This window comes from Escherichia sp. E1V33 (assembly GCF_004211955.1).
GTDB lineage: Bacteria > Pseudomonadota > Gammaproteobacteria > Enterobacterales > Enterobacteriaceae > Escherichia.
Window position 1 is genome coordinate 259309 of record NZ_RHJI01000019.1, and the last position, 23078, is coordinate 282386.

Consider the following 23078-nt stretch of genomic DNA (forward strand, 5'->3'; position numbering starts at 1 on the left):
ATTCAACGTCGAGAATAGAGGAAAAATGAAAGGGGAGATAAAATCCCCCCTTTTTGGTTAACTGACTGTATGGAAATGGTTAATTATTCACCAGATGCCTGTTGCGCTTCCGGCTTACCATAAATCAGCAGCGGTTTGCTCTGGCCATCAATTACCGATTCGTCGATAACCACTTTTTCGACATCTTCCATGGACGGCAGATCGTACATGGTATCGAGCAGTGCGGCTTCTACGATGGAGCGCAGACCCCGGGCACCGGTTTTACGTGCCATCGCTTTCTTAGCGATAGCATCCAGCGCCTCGTCACGGAACTCCAGATCAACGCCCTCAAGATTAAACAACGCCTGATACTGCTTGGTCAGGGCGTTTTTCGGCTCTTTGAGGATCTGAATCAGGGCTTCTTCGCTCAGCTCATTCAGCGTTGCAACTACCGGCAGACGACCGATGAACTCAGGGATCAGACCAAATTTAATCAGATCTTCCGGTTCAACCTGCGCCAGCAGTTCGCCTTCACTTGCTTTGTCGGACTTCGCTTTTACCGTCGCGCCAAAACCAATGCCAGAGCCGGTTTCTACACGATGGGAAATCACTTTATCCAGACCGGCAAACGCACCGCCACAGATAAACAGGATCTTAGAGGTATCTACCTGCAAGAATTCCTGCTGCGGATGCTTACGTCCGCCCTGCGGTGGAACAGCAGCAACAGTACCTTCGATCAGTTTCAACAGTGCCTGCTGTACGCCTTCACCGGAAACATCACGGGTAATAGACGGGTTGTCAGACTTACGTGAAATCTTGTCAATTTCATCGATGTAGACAATACCGCGCTGCGCTTTCTGTACGTCGTAGTCGCACTTCTGCAACAGCTTCTGAATGATGTTTTCAACGTCTTCGCCCACATAACCGGCTTCAGTCAGCGTAGTCGCATCGGCCATAGTGAACGGAACATCCAGCAGGCGTGCCAGCGTTTCAGCCAGCAGCGTTTTACCGGAACCGGTCGGACCGATCAGTAGAATGTTACTTTTGCCCAACTCGACGCCATTGCTGGTATCGCCATTGCGCAGACGTTTGTAGTGGTTGTATACCGCGACCGCCAGCACTTTTTTCGCCTGCTCCTGACCGATTACATAATCGTCCAGATGGTTGCGAATTTCATGCGGCGTCGGTAGCGCACTGCGTTCACGATGCGGTGCAACTTCTTTAATCTCTTCGCGAATGATGTCGTTACATAAATCAACACATTCGTCGCAGATATACACGGATGGTCCGGCAATCAGCTTGCGCACTTCATGCTGGCTTTTGCCACAAAAAGAGCAGTACAACAGTTTGCCTGAGCCATCTTTGCGTTTATCTGTCATGGGTCAAAACCTCTTCTTTGTTCTTTGTGCCGCACACGACGACGCAAATGCCATTCTCAGGCGCAAGTCGCTTATAGCGTTGTGCCGCCCTGGATAAGTATAGCGGCACAGTTGCGCCTCTGGCATCAATTACGATGGGTCAGAATCGAATCGACCAGACCGTATTCCACCGCTTCAGGGGCGGAAAGGAAGCGATCGCGCTCAGTATCTCGTTCAATCTGTTCTAATGATTGACCCGTATGGAGCGCCATAAGTTCATTCATGCGCCCTTTAACTTTCAGAATTTCACGGGCATGAATTTCGATGTCGGTCGCCTGGCCCTGGTAGCCGCCCAGCGGCTGGTGAATCATCACGCGCGAGTTCGGCAGGCAGAAACGTTTACCTTTTGCCCCTGCGGTCAGCAGGAATGCGCCCATCGAGGCCGCCTGGCCCATACAGATGGTGCTGACATCAGGTTTGATAAACTGCATGGTGTCATAGATAGACATCCCGGCAGTGATCACTCCGCCTGGGGAGTTAATGTACAGATAGATATCTTTTTCTGGGTTTTCCGCTTCCAGGAACAGCATCTGCGCCACAATCAGGTTAGCCATGTGGTCTTCAACCTGGCCAGTCAGAAAAATGACGCGTTCCTTAAGTAGACGAGAATAGATATCAAAAGAGCGCTCACCGCGTGAGGTCTGTTCAATGACCATCGGCACCAGCGCCATATGGGGTGCAAAATTATCTCGTTCGCCGCTGTATGACATTTCCGTCTCCTGGATAAAATTGAAAAAACCTGCTGTACCGATTGTAACCTTATGGACGGATTATCAGCTAGTCCCTGTGTTATGGGTACGGCATCATCCTATTTCAAGCATAACAATCTTTTGTTGTTACGCTAACACCGAAAGAGCGTTTTCGCACGGTTCCATGCAAAATTCATGACAAAAAAAAGCCCACCACCTGGCGGTGACGGGCCTTTGTGCGAATTTAGCGCGTTATGCTGCGTAAATTACGCCTGCTGGTTCATCAGCTCGTTGAAAGTGGTTTCTTTTTCAGTCACTTTCGCTTTCGCCAGTACAGCTTCAACAGCTTGTTCTTCCAGAGCCACGTTACGCATGTTGTCCATCAGCTCTTTGTTTTTGCTGTAGAACTCGATAACTTCTTTCGGATCTTCGTACGCAGAAGCCATCTCTTCGATCAGGCCTTTCACACGCTCTTCGTCAGCTTTCAGCTCGTTGGTGCGGATAACTTCGCCCAGCAGCAGGCCAACAACTACGCGGCGTTTAGCCTGTTCTTCGAACAGTTCACGCGGCAGTTCCAGCGCTTGTTTCTCGTTGCCGCCGAAACGCTGTGCAGCCTGGCGACGCAGAACGTCGATTTCGCTGTCGATCAGCGCAGCCGGAACGTCGATGTCGTTAGCTTTTACCAGACCTTCGATCGCCTGAGACTTAACGCGGTTACGAATGGCGCTCTTCAGCTCGCGCTCCATGTTTTTACGCACTTCAGCGCGCAGACCTTCTACGGAACCATCTTCAACGCCGAAACGTTTGATGAATTCAGCAGTCAGTTCCGGCAGTTCACGCTCTTCAACTTTCTTCAGGTTGATAGCGAATTTCGCTGCTTTACCCTTCAGGTTTTCTGCGTGGTATTCTTCCGGGAAGGTCACGTCGATGGTGAACTCTTCGCCAGCTTTGTGGCCTTTGATACCGTCTTCAAAGCCCGGGATCATGCGACCCTGGCCCATCGCCAGTACGAAATCAGACGCTTTACCACCTTCGAACTCTTCGCCGTCAACTGAACCGGTGAAGTCGATGGTCACGCGGTCTTCTGCTTCAACAGCGCCGTCTTTTTCTTTCCAGGTAGCCTGCTGTTTACGCAGAGTATCCAGCATGCCGTCAACGTCAGCGTCGGTCACTTCAACGATCGGTTTTTCAACTTCGATCGCTTCCAGACCCTGCAGTTCAACTTCCGGATACACTTCAAACTCTACAGAGTAGGTGAAGTCTTCACCCAGCTTGTATTCGCCCGGAACATAGGTCGGTGCGCCAGCCGGATTGATTTTTTCTTTAATGATGGCGTCAATGAAGTTACGGCTCATCAGGTCGCCCAGAACGTCCTGGCGTACAGACGCGCCATAACGCTGAGCAACGATATTCATTGGCACTTTGCCTTTACGGAAGCCGTCAATACGTACTTTTTTCGCAACGTTGACCAGCTCGCTTTTAACAGCGGTTTCGATGCTGTCAGCAGCGATAGTAATCGTTACACGGCGGCCAAGGCCTTGAGTGGTTTCAACTGAAACTTGCATCTTGTTACCTCAAAAAATCACAGTGCTCGGTCAACTCTTACCCCGCAAGCACAGGTTGTTGGCTTCGCGGTACCGGGATGTTCTTATAATCAATCACATTCCCTGTTACCAGAATCATCCCGAAAGCATTCAAATAGGACGCGGCATTATAGCGGCATCACTTTTATGAGTCGAGAACGGTTATTGCGCGCTACCGCGTATTTTTTCACAATTCCCGGGGAAATTTCGTCTGAATGCTGGGCAAAAAGCGCAAAATCCAGGCAAAACAAAACGGCCCGCAGGCCGTTTTTCATAAAATCTTTAGCAACATACTGGAAAAGCGCTGACGGTTGCAAATGCGTTTTTACGCAATGCTTCCTGCTCCACGACAGGGAGGAGAGGCAAAAATGGTATCCTGCAACCCTTCCCATTCCTTGATAGTGTAAGTATGCAGAGCCAGCGCATGAACGGTAGTAGAGAGTTCCTCCGCTAAAGTACTGTAAATCATTCGATGACGATTCAGAAAACGTTCACCCGTAAAACGATCGCTGACCAGCACAACTTTAAAATGGCTTTCAGAGCCGGCTGGGACATTGTGACGATAGCTTTCATCCACAACTTCGAGGAATACGGGTTGGAACGACGCCCTTAATTTTTCTTCTATCCGCTCACGTATCATCATGAAATATCTCCTCCGACAACGCTGAGATGTCACCCATCCCTTTAAATACTAGCCGCTTTTACCGTTTCCATTACAGCTTAGCAACAAATATTTAGCTTTCGTCCCAGTTTTTCTGTCAACCGTATGAAGTTTACTGATTTAATGATTAATTCACATCCTGCGCACTACTGATTCTTTTACTCAAGGTGATTATTTCGTCAACACGATGAATTTACATGCCTTACCCACTTCCCCTCGTCGTTGGCAATGTTATGATGGCGAGAATTTTTACCAAACACGCTTACCAGTCTCTGAGAGCCAGAACATGTTCAAAAAAATCCTCTTCCCGTTAGTTGCTCTGTTTATGCTTGCAGGATGCGCAACACCACCAACGACGATTGACGTTTCCCCAACAATGACGCTGCCGCAACAGGATCCAAGCCTGATGGGCGTCACCGTTAGCATTAATGGCGCCGATCAACGTACCGATCAGGCGCTGGCGAAAGTGACCCGCGATAATCAGATTGTCACCCTGACCGCCTCTCGCGATTTGCGTTTCCTGCTGCAAGAAGTGTTGGAAAAACAAATGACCGCTCGTGGTTACATGGTCGGCCCAAATGGTCCGGTGAACCTGCAAATTATTGTTAGTCAGTTATATGCGGACGTATCCCAGGGCAACGTGCGTTACAACATCGCCACTAAAGCAGATATCGCCATCATCGCCACCGCGCAGAATGGCAACAAGATGACCAAAAACTATCGTGCCAGCTACAACGTTGAAGGCGCTTTTCAGGCTTCCAATAAAAATATCGCTGATGCGGTTAACAGTGTGCTAACCGACACCATTGCTGACATGTCTCAGGACACCAGCATCCACGAATTCATCAAGCAGAACGCGCGTTAATTTCTGCCCTCTGGCCCGGCGCAAGCCGGGCCTGTAGACGCCCATGTCCAGTCAATATTTACGTATTTTCCAACAGCCACGTTCAGCTATTTTGCTGATCCTGGGGTTTGCTTCCGGGCTACCGCTCGCCCTGACATCCGGCACCTTACAGGCGTGGATGACGGTCGAGAATATCGATCTCAAAACCATTGGTTTCTTCTCTCTGGTCGGCCAGGCTTACGTCTTTAAATTCCTCTGGTCACCGCTGATGGACCGCTACACACCCCCGTTTTTTGGGCGGCGGCGCGGTTGGTTGCTCGCCACGCAAATCCTGTTATTAGTCGCTATTGCGGCGATGGGTTTTCTCGAACCAGGCACTCAACTCCGCTGGATGGCGGCACTGGCGGTGGTGATCGCTTTTTGTTCCGCCTCCCAGGATATCGTCTTTGATGCCTGGAAAACGGATGTGTTGCCAGCGGAAGAACGCGGCGCAGGTGCGGCAATCAGCGTGCTGGGATATCGCCTGGGGATGCTGGTTTCCGGCGGTCTGGCTTTATGGCTGGCGGATAAATGGCTGGGCTGGCAGGGCATGTACTGGTTGATGGCGGCGCTGCTGATCCCCTGCATTATCGCGACGCTGCTTGCACCAGAACCAACCGACACTATTCCTGTGCCCAAAACGCTGGAACAAGCGGTTGTTGCCCCCCTGCGAGATTTCTTTGGCCGCAATAATGCCTGGCTTATTTTGCTTCTTATCGTTCTGTACAAGCTGGGCGATGCTTTCGCCATGAGCCTGACAACCACCTTTTTGATTCGCGGCGTCGGATTTGATGCCGGCGAAGTGGGTGTAGTTAACAAAACGCTCGGTCTGCTGGCGACCATCGTCGGCGCATTGTTCGGCGGAATTTTGATGCAGCGCCTGTCATTGTTCCGTGCGCTTATGATTTTCGGCATTTTACAAGGCGCGTCCAACGCAGGTTACTGGCTGCTTTCCGTGACTGATAAGCATCTCTACAGCATGGGCGCGGCCGTCTTTTTCGAAAACCTGTGTGGAGGGATGGGTACATCGGCGTTTGTAGCGCTGTTAATGACTTTGTGTAATAAGTCATTTTCCGCCACCCAGTTTGCTCTGCTCTCAGCGCTTTCTGCTGTAGGACGGGTTTATGTAGGACCAGTAGCTGGTTGGTTTGTTGAAGCTCACGGCTGGCCGACGTTCTATCTATTCTCTGTTGCCGCCGCCATACCTGGACTTATTTTGCTGCTGGTCTGCAGACAGACGCTGGAGTACACGCGGGTCAATGACAACTTTATCCCACGTACCGAGTATCCGTCAGGTTATGCCTTCGCCATGTGGACCCTTGCGGCGGGCTTCGGTCTTTTGGCCGTATGGCTATTGCTGTTAACGATGGATGCCCTGGATTTGACCCACTTCTCCTTCCTGTCTGCTCTACTGGAAGTCGGCGTTTTAGTCGCCCTGTGCGGTGTCGTGCTTGGTGGTTTACTGGATTACCTGGCGCTACGAAAAACGCATCTGACGTAAACTGTGAATATTATTTAGCTGTAGTAATCACCCGGCGTAATTATTACGGCTAAATAAACATCAGCATCGCTTAATAATATTTGTTCTTTTGTGCGGCTTAGATTTCGAAAATTATTGACGCCATTTATAGATTCTATTTTTCTTACACGATTCAGCAAATGACACTTTATTTCCCCTCACCTTAATTGTCACTTCAATGATAATTATTTGTTAAATAATTGTTTTATTCTGTAATTGGTTATACCAATTGCCCTGCCCCACCACTTCCGCACGCCCCTTTCGTTATAACGCCCTTTTGCAACAGCTTCTTAAAACCAACTTGATATGTTTCGCAACATATGTGACCTGACAGCCAAATCCAAGTAACAGGAATTTAATCATGTTTACAGTAATGTAACCTTCCCGTAAAATGCCCACACACTTTAAACGCCACCAGATCCCGTGGAATTGAGGTCGTTAAATGAGACTCAGGAAATACAATAAAAGTTTGGGATGGTTGTCATTATTTGCAGGCACTGTATTGCTCAGTGGTTGTAATTCTGCGCTGTTAGATCCCAAAGGACAGATTGGTCTGGAGCAACGTTCACTGATACTGACGGCATTTGGCCTGATGTTGATTGTCGTTATTCCCGCAATCTTGATGGCTGTTGGTTTCGCCTGGAAGTACCGTGCGAGCAATAAAGATGCTAAGTACAGCCCGAACTGGTCACACTCCAATAAAGTGGAAGCTGTGGTCTGGACGGTACCTATCTTAATCATCATCTTCCTTGCGGTACTGACCTGGAAAACCACTCACGCTCTTGAGCCTAGCAAGCCGCTGGCACACGACGAGAAGCCCATTACCATCGAAGTGGTTTCCATGGACTGGAAATGGTTCTTCATCTACCCGGAACAGGGCATTGCTACTGTGAATGAAATCGCTTTCCCGGCGAACACTCCGGTGTACTTCAAAGTGACCTCCAACTCCGTGATGAACTCCTTCTTTATTCCGCGTCTGGGTAGCCAGATTTATGCCATGGCCGGTATGCAGACTCGCCTGCATCTGATCGCCAACGAACCCGGTACTTATGACGGTATCTCCGCCAGCTACAGCGGTCCGGGCTTCTCAGGCATGAAGTTTAAAGCTATCGCCACACCAGATCGCGCCGCATTCGACCAGTGGGTCGCAAAAGCGAAACAGTCGCCGAACAGCATGTCTGACATGGCTGCGTTCGAAAAACTGGCTGCGCCTAGCGAATACAACCAGGTGGAATATTTCTCCAACGTGAAACCAGATTTGTTTGCCGATGTAATTAACAAGTTTATGGCTCACGGTAAGAGCATGGACATGACCCAGCCAGAAGGTGAGCACAGCGCACACGAAGGTATGGAAGGCATGGACATGAGCCACGCGGAATCCGCCCATTAAAGGGGTTGAGGAAGAATAAAGATGTTCGGAAAATTATCACTTGATGCAGTCCCGTTCCATGAACCTATCGTCATGGTTACGATCGCTGGCATTATTTTGGGAGGTCTGGCGCTCGTTGGCCTGATCACTTACTTCGGTAAGTGGACCTACCTGTGGAAAGAGTGGCTGACCTCCGTCGACCATAAACGCCTCGGTATCATGTATATCATCGTGGCGATTGTGATGTTGCTGCGTGGTTTTGCTGACGCGATTATGATGCGTAGCCAGCAGGCTCTTGCCTCGGCGGGCGAAGCGGGCTTCCTGCCACCTCACCACTACGATCAGATCTTCACCGCGCACGGCGTGATTATGATCTTCTTCGTGGCGATGCCTTTCGTTATCGGTCTGATGAACCTGGTGGTTCCGCTGCAGATCGGCGCGCGTGACGTTGCGTTCCCGTTCCTCAACAACTTAAGCTTCTGGTTTACCGTTGTTGGTGTGATTCTGGTTAACGTTTCTCTCGGCGTGGGCGAATTCGCACAGACCGGCTGGCTGGCCTATCCACCGCTATCGGGAATAGAGTACAGTCCGGGAGTCGGTGTCGATTACTGGATATGGAGTCTCCAGCTATCCGGTATAGGTACGACGCTTACCGGTATCAACTTCTTCGTTACCATTCTGAAGATGCGCGCGCCGGGCATGACCATGTTCAAGATGCCAGTATTTACCTGGGCATCACTGTGCGCGAACGTACTGATTATTGCTTCCTTCCCAATTCTGACGGTTACCGTCGCGTTGTTGACCCTGGATCGCTATCTGGGCACCCATTTCTTTACCAACGATATGGGTGGCAACATGATGATGTATATCAACCTGATTTGGGCTTGGGGCCACCCGGAAGTTTACATCCTGATCCTGCCTGTTTTCGGTGTGTTCTCCGAAATTGCGGCAACCTTCTCGCGTAAACGTCTGTTTGGTTATACCTCGCTGGTATGGGCAACCGTCTGTATCACCGTGCTGTCGTTCATCGTATGGCTGCACCACTTCTTTACGATGGGTGCGGGCGCGAACGTAAACGCCTTCTTTGGTATCACCACGATGATTATCGCCATCCCGACCGGGGTGAAGATCTTCAACTGGCTGTTCACCATGTATCAGGGCCGCATCGTGTTCCATTCGGCGATGTTGTGGACCATCGGTTTTATCGTCACCTTCTCGGTGGGTGGGATGACTGGCGTGTTGCTGGCAGTACCGGGCGCGGACTTCGTTCTGCATAACAGCCTGTTCCTGATTGCGCACTTCCATAACGTTATCATCGGCGGCGTGGTCTTCGGCTGCTTCGCAGGGATGACCTACTGGTGGCCTAAAGCGTTCGGTTTCAAACTGAACGAAACCTGGGGTAAACGCGCGTTCTGGTTCTGGATCATCGGCTTCTTCGTTGCCTTTATGCCACTGTACGCGCTGGGCTTCATGGGCATGACCCGTCGTTTGAGCCAGCAGATTGACCCGCAGTTCCACACCATGCTGATGATTGCAGCCAGCGGTGCGGTACTGATTGCGCTGGGTATTCTCTGCCTCGTTATTCAGATGTACGTTTCTATTCGCGACCGCGACCAGAACCGTGACCTGACTGGCGACCCGTGGGGTGGCCGTACACTGGAGTGGGCAACCTCTTCCCCGCCTCCGTTCTATAACTTTGCCGTTGTGCCGCACGTTCACGAGCGTGATGCATTCTGGGAAATGAAAGAGAAAGGCGAAGCGTATAAAAAGCCTGACCACTATGAAGAAATTCATATGCCGAAAAACAGCGGTGCAGGTATCGTCATTGCAGCTTTCTCCACCATCTTCGGTTTCGCCATGATCTGGCATATCTGGTGGCTGGCGATTGTTGGCTTCGCAGGCATGATCATCACCTGGATCGTGAAAAGCTTCGACGAGGACGTGGATTACTACGTGCCGGTGGCAGAAATCGAAAAACTGGAAAACCAGCATTTCGATGAGATTACTAAGGCAGGGCTGAAAAATGGCAACTGATACTTTGACGCACGCGACTGCCCACGCGCACGAACACGGGCACCACGATGCAGGCGGAACCAAAATCTTCGGATTTTGGATCTACCTGATGAGCGACTGCATTCTGTTCTCTATCTTGTTTGCTACCTATGCCGTTCTGGTGAACGGCACCGCAGGCGGCCCGACAGGTAAGGACATTTTCGAACTGCCGTTCGTTCTGGTTGAAACTTTCTTGCTGTTGTTCAGCTCCATCACCTACGGCATGGCGGCTATCGCCATGTACAAAAACAACAAAAGCCAGGTTATCTCCTGGCTGGCGTTGACCTGGTTGTTTGGCGCCGGATTTATCGGGATGGAAATCTACGAATTCCATCACCTGATTGTTAACGGCATGGGTCCGGATCGCAGCGGCTTCCTGTCAGCGTTCTTTGCGCTGGTCGGCACGCACGGTCTGCACGTCACTTCCGGTCTTATCTGGATGGCGGTGCTGATGGTGCAAATCGCCCGTCGCGGACTGACCAGCACTAACCGTACCCGCATCATGTGCCTGAGCTTGTTCTGGCACTTCCTGGATGTGGTTTGGATCTGTGTGTTCACTGTTGTTTATCTGATGGGGGCGATGTAATGAGTCATTCTAACGAACATAGCGGCGCATCCCATGGCAGCGTAAAAACCTACATGACAGGCTTTATCCTGTCGGTAATCCTGACGGTGATCCCGTTCTGGATGGTAATGACAGGTTCTGCCTCTCCGGCCGTAATTCTGGGAACAATCCTGGTAATGGCTGTGGTACAGGTTCTGGTGCATCTGGTGTGCTTCCTGCACATGAATACCAAATCAGATGAAGGCTGGAACATGACGGCGTTTGTCTTCACCGTGCTAATCATCGCTATCCTGGTTGTGGGCTCCATCTGGATTATGTGGAACCTCAACTACAACATGATGATGCACTAAGAGCGGCGGTTATGATGTTTAAGCAATACCTGCAAGTAACGAAACCAGGCATCATCTTTGGCAACCTGATCTCGGTGATTGGGGGATTCCTGTTAGCCTCAAAAGGCAGCATTGATTATCCCCTGTTTATCTACACGCTGGTTGGGGTGTCACTGGTTGTGGCGTCGGGTTGTGTGTTTAACAACTACATCGACAGGGATATCGACAGAAAGATGGAAAGGACGAAGAATCGGGTGCTGGTTAAAGGCCTGATCTCTCCTGCTGTCTCGCTGGTGTACGCCACCTTGCTGGGTATTGCTGGCTTTATGCTGCTGTGGTTTGGCGCGAATCCGCTGGCCTGCTGGCTGGGGGTGATGGGCTTTGTGGTTTATGTCGGCGTTTATAGCCTGTACATGAAACGCCACTCGGTCTACGGCACATTGATTGGTTCGCTCTCCGGCGCAGCGCCGCCGGTGATCGGCTACTGTGCGGTAACGGGCGAGTTCGATAGCGGCGCAGCGATTCTGCTGGCTATCTTCAGCCTGTGGCAGATGCCTCACTCCTATGCCATCGCCATTTTCCGCTTTAAGGATTACCAGGCGGCAAACATTCCGGTATTGCCAGTGGTAAAAGGCATTTCGGTGGCGAAGAATCACATCACGCTGTATATCATCGCCTTTGCCGTTGCCACGCTGATGCTCTCTCTTGGCGGTTACGCTGGGTATAAATATCTGGTGGTCGCCGCGGCGGTGAGTGTCTGGTGGTTAGGTATGGCCCTGCGCGGCTATAAAGTTGCTGATGACAGAGTCTGGGCGCGCAAGCTGTTCGGCTTCTCTATCATCGCCATCACTGCCCTCTCGGTGATGATGTCCGTTGATTTTATGGTGCCGGACTCGCATACGCTGCTGGCTGCTGTGTGGTAACACAACCTCTCTATTAAAAAGGTGCTACGGCACCTTTTTTCTTAGCATTAGAATCATATCCCTCTCGAAATATTTACTAAAAAATCCGCATGTTTACCCCATTCGTTTGCCGCTTTACACTAGTCGCGAATTTAAAATAGAGGTGGTAATGAACGATTATAAAATGACGCCAGCTGAGCGGCGCGCGACCTGGGGTTTAGGGACCGTATTCTCGTTGCGCATGCTGGGCATGTTCATGGTTCTGCCGGTTCTGACCACGTACGGCATGGCTCTGCAAGGTGCCAGCGAAGCATTAATCGGTATTGCCATTGGTATTTATGGTCTGACTCAGGCCGTTTTTCAGATTCCGTTTGGCCTACTTTCCGACCGCATTGGTCGAAAACCATTAATTGTCGGCGGACTGGCAGTGTTTGCTGCCGGTAGCGTTATCGCTGCGCTCTCTGACTCCATCTGGGGAATTATTCTGGGCCGGGCGTTACAAGGCTCCGGTGCGATTGCTGCTGCCGTTATGGCGCTGCTTTCCGATCTCACGCGCGAACAAAACCGCACCAAAGCGATGGCGTTTATCGGCGTGAGTTTTGGCATTACCTTTGCCATTGCGATGGTACTTGGCCCGATCATCACTCACAAACTTGGGCTGCACGCGCTGTTCTGGATGATCGCTATTCTGGCAACGACCGGCATTGCGTTGACCATTTGGGTTGTGCCCAACAGTAGCACTCACGTACTTAATCGTGAGGCCGGAATGGTGAAAGGCAGTTTCAGTAAAGTGCTGGCGGAACCGCGGCTGCTGAAACTCAACTTTGGCATTATGTGTCTGCATATTTTGCTGATGTCGACCTTTGTTGCCCTGCCCGGACAACTGGCTGATGCGGGGTTCCCGGCGGCTGAACACTGGAAGGTCTATCTGGCGACAATGCTAATCGCCTTTGGCTCGGTCGTGCCTTTCATTATCTACGCTGAAGTTAAGCGCAAAATGAAGCAAGTCTTTGTCTTCTGCGTCGGGTTGATCGTGGTTGCGGAAATTGTGTTGTGGAACGCGCAAACGCAGTTCTGGCAACTGGTGGTCGGCGTGCAGCTTTTCTTTGTGGCGTTTAATTTGATGGAAGCCCTCCTGCCCTCACTTATCAGTAAAGAGTCGCCAGCCGGTTACAAAGGTACGGCGATGGGTGTTTACTCCACCAGCCAGTTTCTTGGCGTGGCGATTGGCGGTTCACTGGGCGGCTGGATTGACGGCATGTTTGACGGTCAGGGCGTATTTCTCGCTGGCGCAATGCTGGCCGCAGTGTGGCTGGCAGTCGCCAGTACCATGAAAGAACCGCCGTATGTCAGCAGCTTGCGCATTGAAATCCCGGCGAACATTGCCGCAAACGAGGCGTTAAAAGTGCGTTTGCTAGAAACTGAAGGCATCAAAGAAGTGTTGATTGCAGAAGAAGAACATTCAGCTTATGTGAAAATCGACAGCAAAGTGACGAATCGCTTTGATGTTGAACAGGCAATTCGCCAGGCATAAAAGCGAGGCGAAATTGCCTGCTGCGCTACGCTTATCAGGCCTACTAAGCTCCTGATTTACAAACCTTTGTAGGCCGAACCAAGCGTTCATGCCGCATCTGACATGAACAAAGCGCAGGTTGTCGCGATTAATCGCGGAAGTTTTTGAACTGGAACGGCTGACCCAGATCGCCACCGCGCACCATCGCCATGACAGCCTGCAAATCATCACGAGATTTGCCAGTCACGCGGATCTCATCGCCCTGAATTTGCGCCTGCACTTTCAGTTTGCTGTCTTTGATCATCTTGACGATTTTTTTCTGAGTGGCGCTCTCAATGCCCTGTTTCAGTTTCGCTTCCACAAACCAGGTTTTACCGCTATGAACGATATTTTCCGGTACATCCAGTGAACTGCCTTCAATGCCGCGCTTCAGCAGCTTGGCACGCAGAATATCCAGCAACTGATTGACCTGGAAGTCGGACTCGCTCAACACTTTGATGGTTTTGCTGGCGTCGTTCAGCTCAAATGAGGCTTCAACGTTACGGAAGTCAAAACGGGACTCCACTTCGCGGCTCGCGTTATCGACCGCGTTACGTGCTTCCTGAAGATCAACTTCAGAGACAATATCGAAAGATGGCATCTTTTCCTCTCCCTTCATTTTTGATGCGAAGCATAATACCTGCAAAGTTAAATAACCAACAGTCCTGCACCAGGACGTATCCCTTAATTGTGCATAGTCGCAACAGCATGCACAATTAAGGGATAGCCTTATTGAACACCCGGAGTGGTTGCGGGTGAGGAGGAACAATGAAAATTACCGTATTGGGATGCGGTGCCTTAGGGCAATTATGGCTTACAGCACTTTGTAAACAGGGTCACGAAGTTCAGGGCTGGCTGCGCGTACCGCAACCTTATTGTAGTGTGAATCTGGTTGAGACTGATGGTTCGATATTTAACGAATCGCTGACCGCCAACGATCCCGATTTTCTTGCCACCAGCGATCTGCTCCTGGTGACGCTGAAAGCATGGCAGGTTTCCGATGCCGTCAAAAGCCTCGCGTCCACACTGCCTGTAACTACGCCAATACTGTTAATTCACAACGGCATGGGCACCATCGAAGAATTGCAAAACATTCAGCAGCCATTACTGATGGGCACCACCACCCATGCCGCCCGCCGCGACGGCAATGTCATTATTCATGTGGCAAACGGTATCACGCATATTGGTCCAGCACGGCAACAGGACGGCGATTACAGTTATCTGGCGGATATTTTGCAAACCGTGTTGCCTGACGTTGCCTGGCATAACAATATTCGCGCCGAGCTGTGGCGCAAGCTGGCAGTCAACTGTGTGATTAATCCACTGACCGCCATCTTGAATTGCCCGAACGGTGAATTACGTCATCATCCGCAAGAAATTATGCAAATATGCGAAGAAGTCGCGGCAGTGATCGAACGCGAAGGGCATCATACTTCAGCGGAAGATTTGCGTGATTACGTGATGCAGGTGATTGATGCCACAGCGGAAAATATCTCGTCGATGTTGCAGGATATCCGCGCGCTGCGCCACACTGAAATCGACTATATCAATGGTTTTCTCTTACGCCGCGCCCGCGCGCATGGGATTGCCGTACCGGAAAACACCCGCCTGTTTGAAATGGTAAAAAGAAAGGAGAGTGAATATGAGCGCATCGGCACTGGTTTGCCTCGCCCCTGGTAGTGAAGAGACTGAAGCCGTCACCACGATCGACCTCTTGGTTCGCGGCGGTATCAAAGTCACCACTGCCAGCGTAGCCAGCGATGGCAACCTGGCAATTACCTGCTCGCGCGGCGTGAAGCTGCTGGCGGATGCGCCGCTGGTCGAGGTGGCTGATGGTGAATATGACGTGATCATACTGCCTGGTGGCATTAAAGGCGCAGAGTGTTTTCGCGATAGTACCCTGCTGGTTGAAACCGTTAAACAGTTCCACCGTTCCGGGCGTATCGTCGCGGCTATTTGCGCCGCGCCAGCCACCGTGCTGGTGCCGCACGATATCTTTCCGATTGGCAATATGACCGGCTTCCCGACGCTGAAAGACAAAATTCCCGCTGAACAATGGCAGGACAAGCGCGTCGTCTGGGATGCACGGGTAAAATTGCTGACCAGCCAGGGGCCGGGTACAGCTATCGACTTTGGTCTGAAAATTATCGACCTGCTGGTTGGGCGCGAGAAAGCCCATGAAGTGGCATCACAACTGGTGATGGCGGCAGGGATTTATAATTATTACGAGTAGTGTCGGATGCGGCAAACGTCGCATCTGACCAGATGCGACGTAAAAACTACAAATTACGGGCGATATACCTTCACATTGTTAAAGCCCTGCTCGCGCAGATAGAGCGCCTGCAGACGGCTCATCACCCCACGCTCACACCACAGTAGCCAGGTTCTGTTCTGGTCGAGATCGCCAAATTTGGTGCTCAGTTTATAGAACGGCAGAGAAACCACATCAATCCCTTCGACTTTCAGTGGCTTATCTTCCTGTTCATCGACAGAACGGATATCGAGAATCACGTCGTTCGGGCCGAAGTCATTGACGGTTTCCACTTCCACCACTTCCTGCTCGGTCTGCTGGGCGATTTCGCGGATATCAACGTTATTCGCTTCCTCAACCACTTTATCGAGAATGCTGAAGTCGAACTTCTCTTCTTCCGCTTCAATCTTCGACTTAACCGCTTTCACCGTCGGGCTTTTGGAGATAACACCGCAGTATTCCGGCATAGTACGGGCAAAGTCTTCGGTGCCAATCTGGCGAGCCAGGTTGATGATGTGCTCTTTGTCGTAAGAGATCAGCGGACGCAGGATCAACGTATCGGAGACATTATCAATTAAACGCAAATTGGTCAGGGTCTGGCTGGACACCTGGCCCAGTGCTTCGCCGGTGACCAGCGCCTGTACGCCGTAACGTTCAGCCACTTTAGAAGCGGCACGTACCATCATACGTTTGAGGATAACGCCCATCTGACCGTCGTCGATTTTCTCAAGAATTTCACCGACTACCGGCTCGAAATTAATGGCGACAAAACGCACGCGGTGGGAGCTGCCAAAGCGGTTCCACAGATAATGCGCCACCTGACGCACGCCAATTTCATGCGCCGCGCCGCCAAGGTTAAAGAAGCAGTAATGCACCCGGCAGCCGCGACGCATCAACATATAGCTGGAAACACCGGAGTCGAAACCACCGGAAATGAGCGACAATACATCTTCCTGAGTGCCGATCGGGAAACCGCCAATACCTTCGTAGCGGCCTTTAATCAGCAGGAGGCGATCGTCTTCCACTTCCAGATGAACAGTGACATCCGGGTTAGTCAGCTTCACGCGCGCGGATTCAATATGCTGATTTAAACCGCCGCCGACGTAACGTTCCACATCAATCGAGCTAAAATCATGTTTGCCACGGCGCTTCACGCGTACGCAGAAGGTTTTCCCTTCCAGTTGATCGCGATACTGAACCAACGCTTTCTCGAAAATATCGTGCATGTCAGTAAACGGCACGTCTTCGACTTCGAGAATATGGTGGATACCCGGAATACGGGTCAGGGCGTCGCGAATAGCCAGACGCTGGTTTTCATCTTTTGCGCGAACTTCGATGTTATCCCAGTGGCGGACGACAGCGAGCGTCTCATCATAGTGCTTTAAAACGTTACGAATGTTCCCGGTAAGGATTTTTATAAAGCGCAAGCGCACAGATTGGCTTTTGATGGTGATTTCCGGGAACAATTTAATGATAAACTTCATGGCGGCAATGGTTCGTTGGCAAGCCTTAAGCGACTTGTATAGGGAAAAATACAGCAGCCCACACCTGCGGCTGCATCCAGGCGCGGAAGTATACCACTAACATCGCTTTGCTGCGCACATCACCTTACCATTGCGCGTTATTTGCTATTTGCCCTGAGTCCGTTACCATGACGGGGCGAAAAATATTGAGAGTCAGACATTCATTATGCCGAAGAAAAATGAGGCGCCCACCAGCTTTGAAAAGGCGCTGAGCGAGCTGGAACAGATTGTAACCCGTCTGGAAAGTGGCGACCTGCCGCTGGAAGAGGCGCTGAACGAGTTCGAACGTGGCGTGCAGCTGGCACGTCAGGGGCAGGCTAAATTACAACAAGCCGAACAGCGCGTACAAATTCTGCTGTCTGACAACGAAGACGCCTCTCTAACCCCTTTTACACCGGACAATGAGTAATGGACTTCCCGCAGCAACTCGAAGCCTGCGTTAAGCAGGCCAACCAGGCGCTGAGCCGTTTTATCGCCCCACTGCCCTTTCAGAACACTCCCGTGGTCGAAACCATGCAGTATGGCGCATTATTAGGTGGTAAGCGCCTGCGACCTTTCCTGGTTTATGCCACCGGTCATATGTTCGGCGTTAGCACAAACACGCTGGACGCACCCGCTGCCGCCGTAGAGTGTATCCACGCTTACTCATTAATTCATGATGATTTACCGGCGATGGATGATGACGATCTGCGTCGCGGCTTGCCGACCTGCCATGTGAAATTTGGCGAAGCGAACGCGATTCTCGCTGGCGACGCTTTACAAACGCTGGCGTTCTCGATTTTAAGCGATGCTGATATGCCAGAAGTGTCGGATCGCGACAGAATTTCGATGATTTCTGAACTGGCGAGCGCCAGCGGTATTGCCGGAATGTGTGGTGGTCAGGCGTTGGATTTAGACGCGGAAGGCAAACACGTACCTCTGGACGCGCTTGAGCGTATTCATCGTCATAAAACCGGCGCATTGATTCGCGCCGCCGTTCGCCTTGGTGCATTAAGCGCCGGAGATAAAGGGCGTCGTGCTCTGCCAGTACTCGACAAGTACGCAGAGAGCATCGGCCTTGCCTTCCAGGTTCAGGATGACATCCTGGATGTGGTGGGAGATACTGCAACGTTGGGAAAACGCCAGGGTGCCGACCAGCAACTTGGTAAAAGTACCTACCCTGCACTTCTGGGTCTTGAGCAAGCCCGGAAGAAAGCCCGGGATCTGATCGACGATGCCCGCCAGTCGCTGAAACAACTGGCTGAACAATCACTCGATACCTCGGCACTGGAAGCGCTAGCGGACTACATCATCCAGCGTAATAAATAAACAATAAGTATTAATAGGCCCCTGATGAGTTTTGATATTGCCAAATACCCGACCCTGGCACTGGTCGACTCCACCCAGGAGTTACGACTGTTGCCGAAAGAGAGTTTACCGAAACTCTGCGACGAACTGCGCCGCTATTTACTCGACAGCGTGAGCCGTTCCAGCGGGCACTTCGCCTCCGGGCTGGGCACGGTCGAACTGACCGTGGCGCTGCACTACGTCTATAACACTCCGTTTGACCAGTTAATCTGGGATGTGGGGCATCAGGCTTATCCGCATAAAATTTTGACCGGACGCCGCGACAAAATCGGCACCATCCGTCAGAAAGGTGGCCTGCACCCGTTCCCGTGGCGCGGCGAAAGCGAATATGACGTATTAAGCGTCGGGCATTCATCAACCTCCATCAGTGCCGGAATTGGTATTGCGGTTGCTGCCGAGAAAGAAGGCAAAAATCGCCGCACCGTCTGTGTCATTGGCGATGGCGCGATTACCGCTGGCATGGCGTTTGAAGCGATGAACCACGCGGGCGATATCCGTCCTGATATGCTGGTGGTTCTCAACGACAATGAAATGTCGATTTCCGAAAATGTTGGTGCGCTCAACAACCATCTGGCGCAGCTGCTTTCCGGTAAGCTTTACTCTTCACTGCGCGAAGGCGGGAAAAAAGTTTTCTCTGGCGTTCCGCCCATTAAAGAGCTGCTCAAACGTACCGAAGAACATATTAAAGGCATGGTGGTGCCAGGCACGTTGTTTGAAGAGCTGGGCTTTAACTATATCGGCCCGGTTGACGGTCACGATGTGCTGGGGCTTATCACCACGCTGAAGAACATGCGCGACCTGAAAGGCCCGCAGTTTCTGCATATCATGACCAAAAAAGGTCGTGGTTATGAACCGGCAGAAAAAGACCCAATCACCTTCCACGCCGTGCCTAAATTTGATCCCTCCAGCGGTTGTTTGCCGAAAAGTAGCGGTGGTTTGCCGAGCTATTCAAAAATCTTTGGCGACTGGTTGTGCGAAACGGCAGCGAAAGATAACAAGCTGATGGCGATTACTCCGGCGATGCGTGAAGGTTCCGGCATGGTCGAGTTTTCACGTAAATTCCCGGATCGCTACTTCGATGTGGCAATTGCCGAGCAACACGCCGTGACCTTTGCTGCGGGTCTGGCGATTGGTGGGTACAAACCCATTGTCGCGATTTACTCCACTTTCCTGCAACGCGCCTATGATCAGGTGCTGCATGACGTGGCGATTCAAAAGCTCCCGGTCCTGTTCGCCATCGACCGCGCGGGCATTGTTGGTGCTGACGGTCAAACCCATCAGGGTGCTTTTGATCTCTCTTACCTGCGCTGCATACCGGAAATGGTCATTATGACCCCGAGCGATGAAAACGAATGTCGCCAGATGCTCTATACCGGCTATCACTATAACGATGGCCCGTCAGCGGTACGCTACCCGCGTGGCAACGCGGTTGGCGTGGAACTGACGCCGCTGGAAAAACTGCCAATTGGCAAAGGCATTGTGAAGCGTCGTGGCGAGAAACTGGTGATCCTTAACTTTGGTACGCTGATGCCAGAAGCGGCGAAAGTCGCTGAATCGCTGAACGCTACGCTGGTCGATATGCGTTTTGTGAAACCGCTTGATGAAGCGTTAATTCTGGAAATGGCCGCCAGCCATGAAGCGCTGGTCACCGTAGAAGAAAACGCCATTATGGGCGGCGCAGGCAGCGGAGTGAACGAAGTGCTGATGGCCCATCGTAAACCAGTACCCGTGCTGAACATTGGTCTGCCGGACTTCTTTATTCCGCAAGGAACTCAGGAAGAAATGCGCGCCGAACTCGGCCTCGATGCCGCCGGTATGGAAGCCAAAATCAAGGCCTGGCTGGCATAATCCCTACGCCACTCCTGCTATGCTTAAGAAATTATTCATGGCAGGAGTGGCAGCATGCAATACAACCCCTTAGGAAAAACTGACCTTCGCGTTTCCCGACTTTGCCTCGGCTGTATGACCTTTGGCGAGCCAGATCGCGGTAATCACGCATGGACACTGCCGGAAGAGAGCAGCCGTCCCATAATTAAACGCGCACTGGAAGGCGGCATAAATTTCTTTGATACCGCCAATAGCTATTCCGATGGCAGCAGCGAAGAGATTGTCGGTCGCGCACTGCGGGATTTCGCCCGTCGTGAAGACGTGGTCGTTGCCACCAAAGTGTTCCATCGCGTTGGTGATTTACCGGAAGGATTATCCCGTACGCAAATTTTGCGCTCTATCGACGACAGCCTGCGCCGTCTCGGCATGGATTATGTCGATATCCTGCAAATTCATCGCTGGGATTACAACACGCCGATCGAAGAGACGCTGGAAGCTCTGAACGACGTGGTCAAAGCCGGGAAAGCGCGTTATATCGGCGCGTCATCCATGCACGCCTCGCAGTTTGCTCAGGCGCTGGATCTACAAAAACAGCACGGCTGGGCGCAGTTTGTCAGTATGCAGGATCACTACAATCTGATTTATCGCGAAGAAGAGCGCGAGATGCTGCCGCTATGTTATCAGGAAGGCGTGGCGGTCATTCCGTGGAGTCCGCTGGCGCGGGGACGTCTGACGCGTCCGTGGGGAGAAACCACTGCACGGCTGGTATCTGATGAGGTGGGGAAAAATCTCTATAAAGAAAGCGATGAAAATGACGCGCAAATTGCGGAGCGGTTAACGGGCGTCAGTGAAGAACTGGGAGCGACACGAGCACAAGTTGCGCTGGCCTGGTTGTTGAGTAAACCGGGCATTGCTGCACCGATTATCGGTACATCGCGGGAAGAACAGCTTGATGAATTGCTGAACGCGGTGGATATCACCTTGAAGCCTGAACAGATTGCCGAGCTGGAAACGCCGTATAAGCCGCATCCGGTGGTTGGATTTAAATAAGAATCCAGGCCTGATAAGGCGCACAACCGCCGGATGCGGCGTGAACGCCTTATCCGGCCTACTATAGGATACCAATCGGCCAGTGATGACCGATAAAGTACAGGATGCCTGCGGAAATCACCCCAGCGACAATATCATCTATCATGATCCCCATGCCGCCATGTACATTGCGATCAAACCAGCGGATCGGCCACGGCTTCCACATATCCAGAATACGGAAAATGACGAATCCGGCGGCGACCCACTGCCAGTCATTGGTCGGCAATGCCATGAGCGTGATCCACATGCCGATAAATTCGTCCCAGACAATGCTGCCGTGATCGTGCACGCCCATATCTTTCGCGGTCTGATGACAAAGATAGACGCCGATACAGATCCCCAACATCACCACCAGCGAGTAGAGCTGCCAGGGCAAAAAGGTCATCAGATACCAGAAAGGGATCGCCGCCAGCGATCCCATCGTGCCAGGAACGATTGGGCTTAACCCACTTCCGAATCCGACAGCCAGCAGATGCCACGGATTACTCATTTTCAGGCGACTTTTCGCGACATCTTTATGGCGTGGCAAAATGGTCATATCCTTTCCAGTCTAACGTGACAGGTTCGCCGTCACGAATAAAACAAAGCCCTTCGATATCGGCGGTCATTTGCCCGATACAGGTAAACGGTACGCCCAGGTGTCCGAGAGCCACATCCAGCGCGCCACGGTTCAGTTCCGGCACCGTGAAACACAACTCGTAATCTTCACCGCCAGAGAGCGCCCAGCGCAGCGCCTGTTCCGGTTCAACATGGCGAGAAAGCGCATCAGAAAACGGCAGCAATGCCAGGTCAATACGTGCGCCGCAGTCGCTGGCTTTCACGATATGCCCGAGATCGGAAATCAGACCGTCAGAGAGATCGATAGCTGAATTTGCCAGATCGCGCAGTGCCTGCCCCTGTAAAATACGCGGCGATGGACGGAGATGACGTTTGATCAAGTAGTCCGCATCTTTAGCATCGGCAACCTGCAAACGGTTTTGCAAAATCGCCAGCCCGGCGGCGCTATCGCCCGGTGTACCGGTCACATAGATCCAGTCACCCGGTTTCGCCCCAGAGCGCGTTAAGGCTCGTCCCATCGGAACAAAACCGTGGATACCCAACGTCATTGATAATGGCCCACGCGTGGTATCGCCGCCAATGAGTTGCATATCGTAATAATTGAGAAGATCAAACAAACTGTCGCTGAAGGACTCAAGCCACGCTTCGTCTACGTTCGGTAAGGTTAATGCCAGCGTCAGCCAGGCCGGATCGGCCCCCATTGCCGCCAGATCGCTTAAGTTTACCGCCAGTGCTTTATACGCCAAATCCGCAGGATCGATGTCAGGAAGGAAGTGATTGCCCGCCACCAGAGTATCAGTGCTGATCGCCAGAGTCTGTTTTTCGGGGATATTGAGAAGTGCGCAATCGTCGCCGATGCCCAGTTCGACATCAAGACGAGAACTTCTTACACGGTCAAAATAACGGGCAATCAGGGAGAACTCGCCACATGCCATACGTTATGCCTCAGCAGGTAAAAAAGAAAAGGCCGGCGAGTGCGGAA

The 23078-nt window shown here is 51.7% G+C and carries 22 protein-coding genes; 14 read left to right on the top strand and 8 right to left on the bottom strand.

Annotated features, from left to right (window positions below):
• Positions 1-83 precede the first annotated feature (83 nt).
• From clpX to bolA, 4 genes are all read right to left on the bottom strand, one after another.
• Positions 84-1358: an ATP-dependent protease ATP-binding subunit ClpX gene (gene clpX, locus D9742_RS17820; RefSeq protein ID WP_000130305.1), complete on the bottom strand. Its 1275-nt coding sequence runs from the start codon at positions 1356-1358 to the stop codon at positions 84-86.
• Between the two features lie 125 nt (positions 1359-1483).
• On the bottom strand, positions 1484-2107 hold the full coding sequence (gene clpP / locus D9742_RS17825; RefSeq protein ID WP_000122253.1) for an ATP-dependent Clp endopeptidase proteolytic subunit ClpP: 624 nt from the start codon (positions 2105-2107) through the stop codon (positions 1484-1486).
• 245 nt (positions 2108-2352) lie between these two features.
• Positions 2353-3651 (bottom strand): trigger factor, encoded by a 1299-nt coding sequence (gene tig / locus D9742_RS17830; protein ID WP_001198386.1) that lies wholly within the window; start codon positions 3649-3651, stop codon positions 2353-2355.
• A 343-nt stretch (positions 3652-3994) separates the two neighbouring features.
• Positions 3995-4312: a transcriptional regulator BolA gene (gene bolA / locus D9742_RS17835; protein ID WP_130215453.1), complete on the bottom strand. Its 318-nt coding sequence runs from the start codon at positions 4310-4312 to the stop codon at positions 3995-3997.
• A 304-nt stretch (positions 4313-4616) separates the two neighbouring features.
• Between bolA and D9742_RS17840 the strand changes: the two genes are divergently transcribed.
• From D9742_RS17840 to D9742_RS17875, 8 genes are all read left to right on the top strand, one after another.
• Positions 4617-5195: a lipoprotein gene (locus D9742_RS17840; RefSeq protein ID WP_130206262.1), complete on the top strand. Its 579-nt coding sequence runs from the start codon at positions 4617-4619 to the stop codon at positions 5193-5195.
• A 43-nt stretch (positions 5196-5238) separates the two neighbouring features.
• Positions 5239-6714: a muropeptide MFS transporter AmpG gene (gene ampG / locus D9742_RS17845; protein WP_001612512.1), complete on the top strand. Its 1476-nt coding sequence runs from the start codon at positions 5239-5241 to the stop codon at positions 6712-6714.
• A gap of 460 nt (positions 6715-7174) precedes the next feature.
• Positions 7175-8122, top strand: coding sequence for a cytochrome o ubiquinol oxidase subunit II (gene cyoA / locus D9742_RS17850; RefSeq protein WP_001239434.1), 948 nt, complete (start codon positions 7175-7177; stop codon positions 8120-8122).
• 21 nt (positions 8123-8143) lie between these two features.
• Positions 8144-10135 (top strand): cytochrome o ubiquinol oxidase subunit I, encoded by a 1992-nt coding sequence (cyoB, locus tag D9742_RS17855; protein WP_000467180.1) that lies wholly within the window; start codon positions 8144-8146, stop codon positions 10133-10135.
• On the top strand, positions 10125-10739 hold the full coding sequence (locus D9742_RS17860; RefSeq protein ID WP_000179819.1) for a cytochrome o ubiquinol oxidase subunit III: 615 nt from the start codon (positions 10125-10127) through the stop codon (positions 10737-10739). The genes cyoB and D9742_RS17860 overlap by 11 nt, the downstream gene beginning before the upstream one ends.
• Entirely contained in the window at positions 10739-11068 is a 330-nt protein-coding gene (locus tag D9742_RS17865; protein WP_130237752.1) for a cytochrome o ubiquinol oxidase subunit IV, read from the top strand. The genes D9742_RS17860 and D9742_RS17865 overlap by 1 nt, the downstream gene beginning before the upstream one ends.
• Before the next feature lie 11 nt (positions 11069-11079).
• Entirely contained in the window at positions 11080-11970 is an 891-nt protein-coding gene (gene cyoE / locus D9742_RS17870; RefSeq protein WP_000971339.1) for a heme o synthase, read from the top strand.
• 148 nt (positions 11971-12118) lie between these two features.
• Positions 12119-13483, top strand: a complete 1365-nt coding sequence (locus D9742_RS17875) for an MFS transporter (protein WP_130237753.1) — start codon at positions 12119-12121, stop codon at positions 13481-13483.
• 127 nt (positions 13484-13610) lie between these two features.
• Here the strand turns inward: D9742_RS17875 and yajQ are convergent, their stop codons facing one another.
• Entirely contained in the window at positions 13611-14102 is a 492-nt protein-coding gene (yajQ, locus tag D9742_RS17880; protein ID WP_001138904.1) for a nucleotide binding protein YajQ, read from the bottom strand.
• Between the two features lie 167 nt (positions 14103-14269).
• On the opposite strand from yajQ, the gene panE reads away from it, so the two are divergent.
• Complete coding sequence (gene panE / locus D9742_RS17885) at positions 14270-15181, top strand: 2-dehydropantoate 2-reductase (protein ID WP_130237754.1); 912 nt, start codon at positions 14270-14272, stop codon at positions 15179-15181.
• Positions 15144-15734 carry a protein deglycase YajL gene (gene yajL, locus D9742_RS17890; protein WP_075332130.1) on the top strand — a complete coding sequence of 197 codons (591 nt, stop codon included), beginning with the start codon at positions 15144-15146 and terminating at the stop codon, positions 15732-15734. Before panE ends, yajL begins: the two co-directional genes overlap by 38 nt.
• A 53-nt stretch (positions 15735-15787) precedes the next feature.
• On the opposite strand, the gene thiI is transcribed toward yajL, so the two are convergent.
• Positions 15788-17236 (bottom strand): tRNA uracil 4-sulfurtransferase ThiI, encoded by a 1449-nt coding sequence (gene thiI, locus D9742_RS17895; RefSeq protein WP_060616557.1) that lies wholly within the window; start codon positions 17234-17236, stop codon positions 15788-15790.
• A gap of 205 nt (positions 17237-17441) precedes the next feature.
• Here thiI and xseB point away from each other — a divergent pair, with 205 nt between their 5' ends.
• From xseB to yajO, 4 genes are read left to right on the top strand one after another with little or no spacing between them, the layout of a single operon-like run.
• Complete coding sequence (xseB, locus tag D9742_RS17900; protein WP_001717762.1) at positions 17442-17684, top strand: exodeoxyribonuclease VII small subunit; 243 nt, start codon at positions 17442-17444, stop codon at positions 17682-17684.
• On the top strand, positions 17684-18583 hold the full coding sequence (gene ispA / locus D9742_RS17905) for a (2E,6E)-farnesyl diphosphate synthase (protein WP_000347217.1): 900 nt from the start codon (positions 17684-17686) through the stop codon (positions 18581-18583). The genes xseB and ispA overlap by 1 nt, the downstream gene beginning before the upstream one ends.
• Before the next feature lie 24 nt (positions 18584-18607).
• The gene (gene dxs, locus D9742_RS17910; RefSeq protein WP_000006824.1) at positions 18608-20470 is read left to right on the top strand and encodes a 1-deoxy-D-xylulose-5-phosphate synthase; all 1863 of its coding nucleotides are present in this window, start codon (positions 18608-18610) and stop codon (positions 20468-20470) included.
• Positions 20471-20524: 54 nt separating this feature from the next.
• Complete coding sequence (gene yajO / locus D9742_RS17915; RefSeq protein ID WP_130237755.1) at positions 20525-21499, top strand: 1-deoxyxylulose-5-phosphate synthase YajO; 975 nt, start codon at positions 20525-20527, stop codon at positions 21497-21499.
• A 61-nt stretch (positions 21500-21560) separates the two neighbouring features.
• Here the strand turns inward: yajO and pgpA are convergent, their stop codons facing one another.
• Together pgpA and thiL are read right to left on the bottom strand one after the other, a co-directional pair.
• A complete protein-coding gene (pgpA, locus tag D9742_RS17920) occupies positions 21561-22076 on the bottom strand; it encodes a phosphatidylglycerophosphatase A (protein ID WP_053883271.1) in 516 nt (171 codons plus the stop codon).
• On the bottom strand, positions 22054-23031 hold the full coding sequence (thiL, locus tag D9742_RS17925) for a thiamine-phosphate kinase (RefSeq protein ID WP_130237756.1): 978 nt from the start codon (positions 23029-23031) through the stop codon (positions 22054-22056). The genes pgpA and thiL overlap by 23 nt, the downstream gene beginning before the upstream one ends.
• Positions 23032-23078 lie beyond the last annotated feature (47 nt).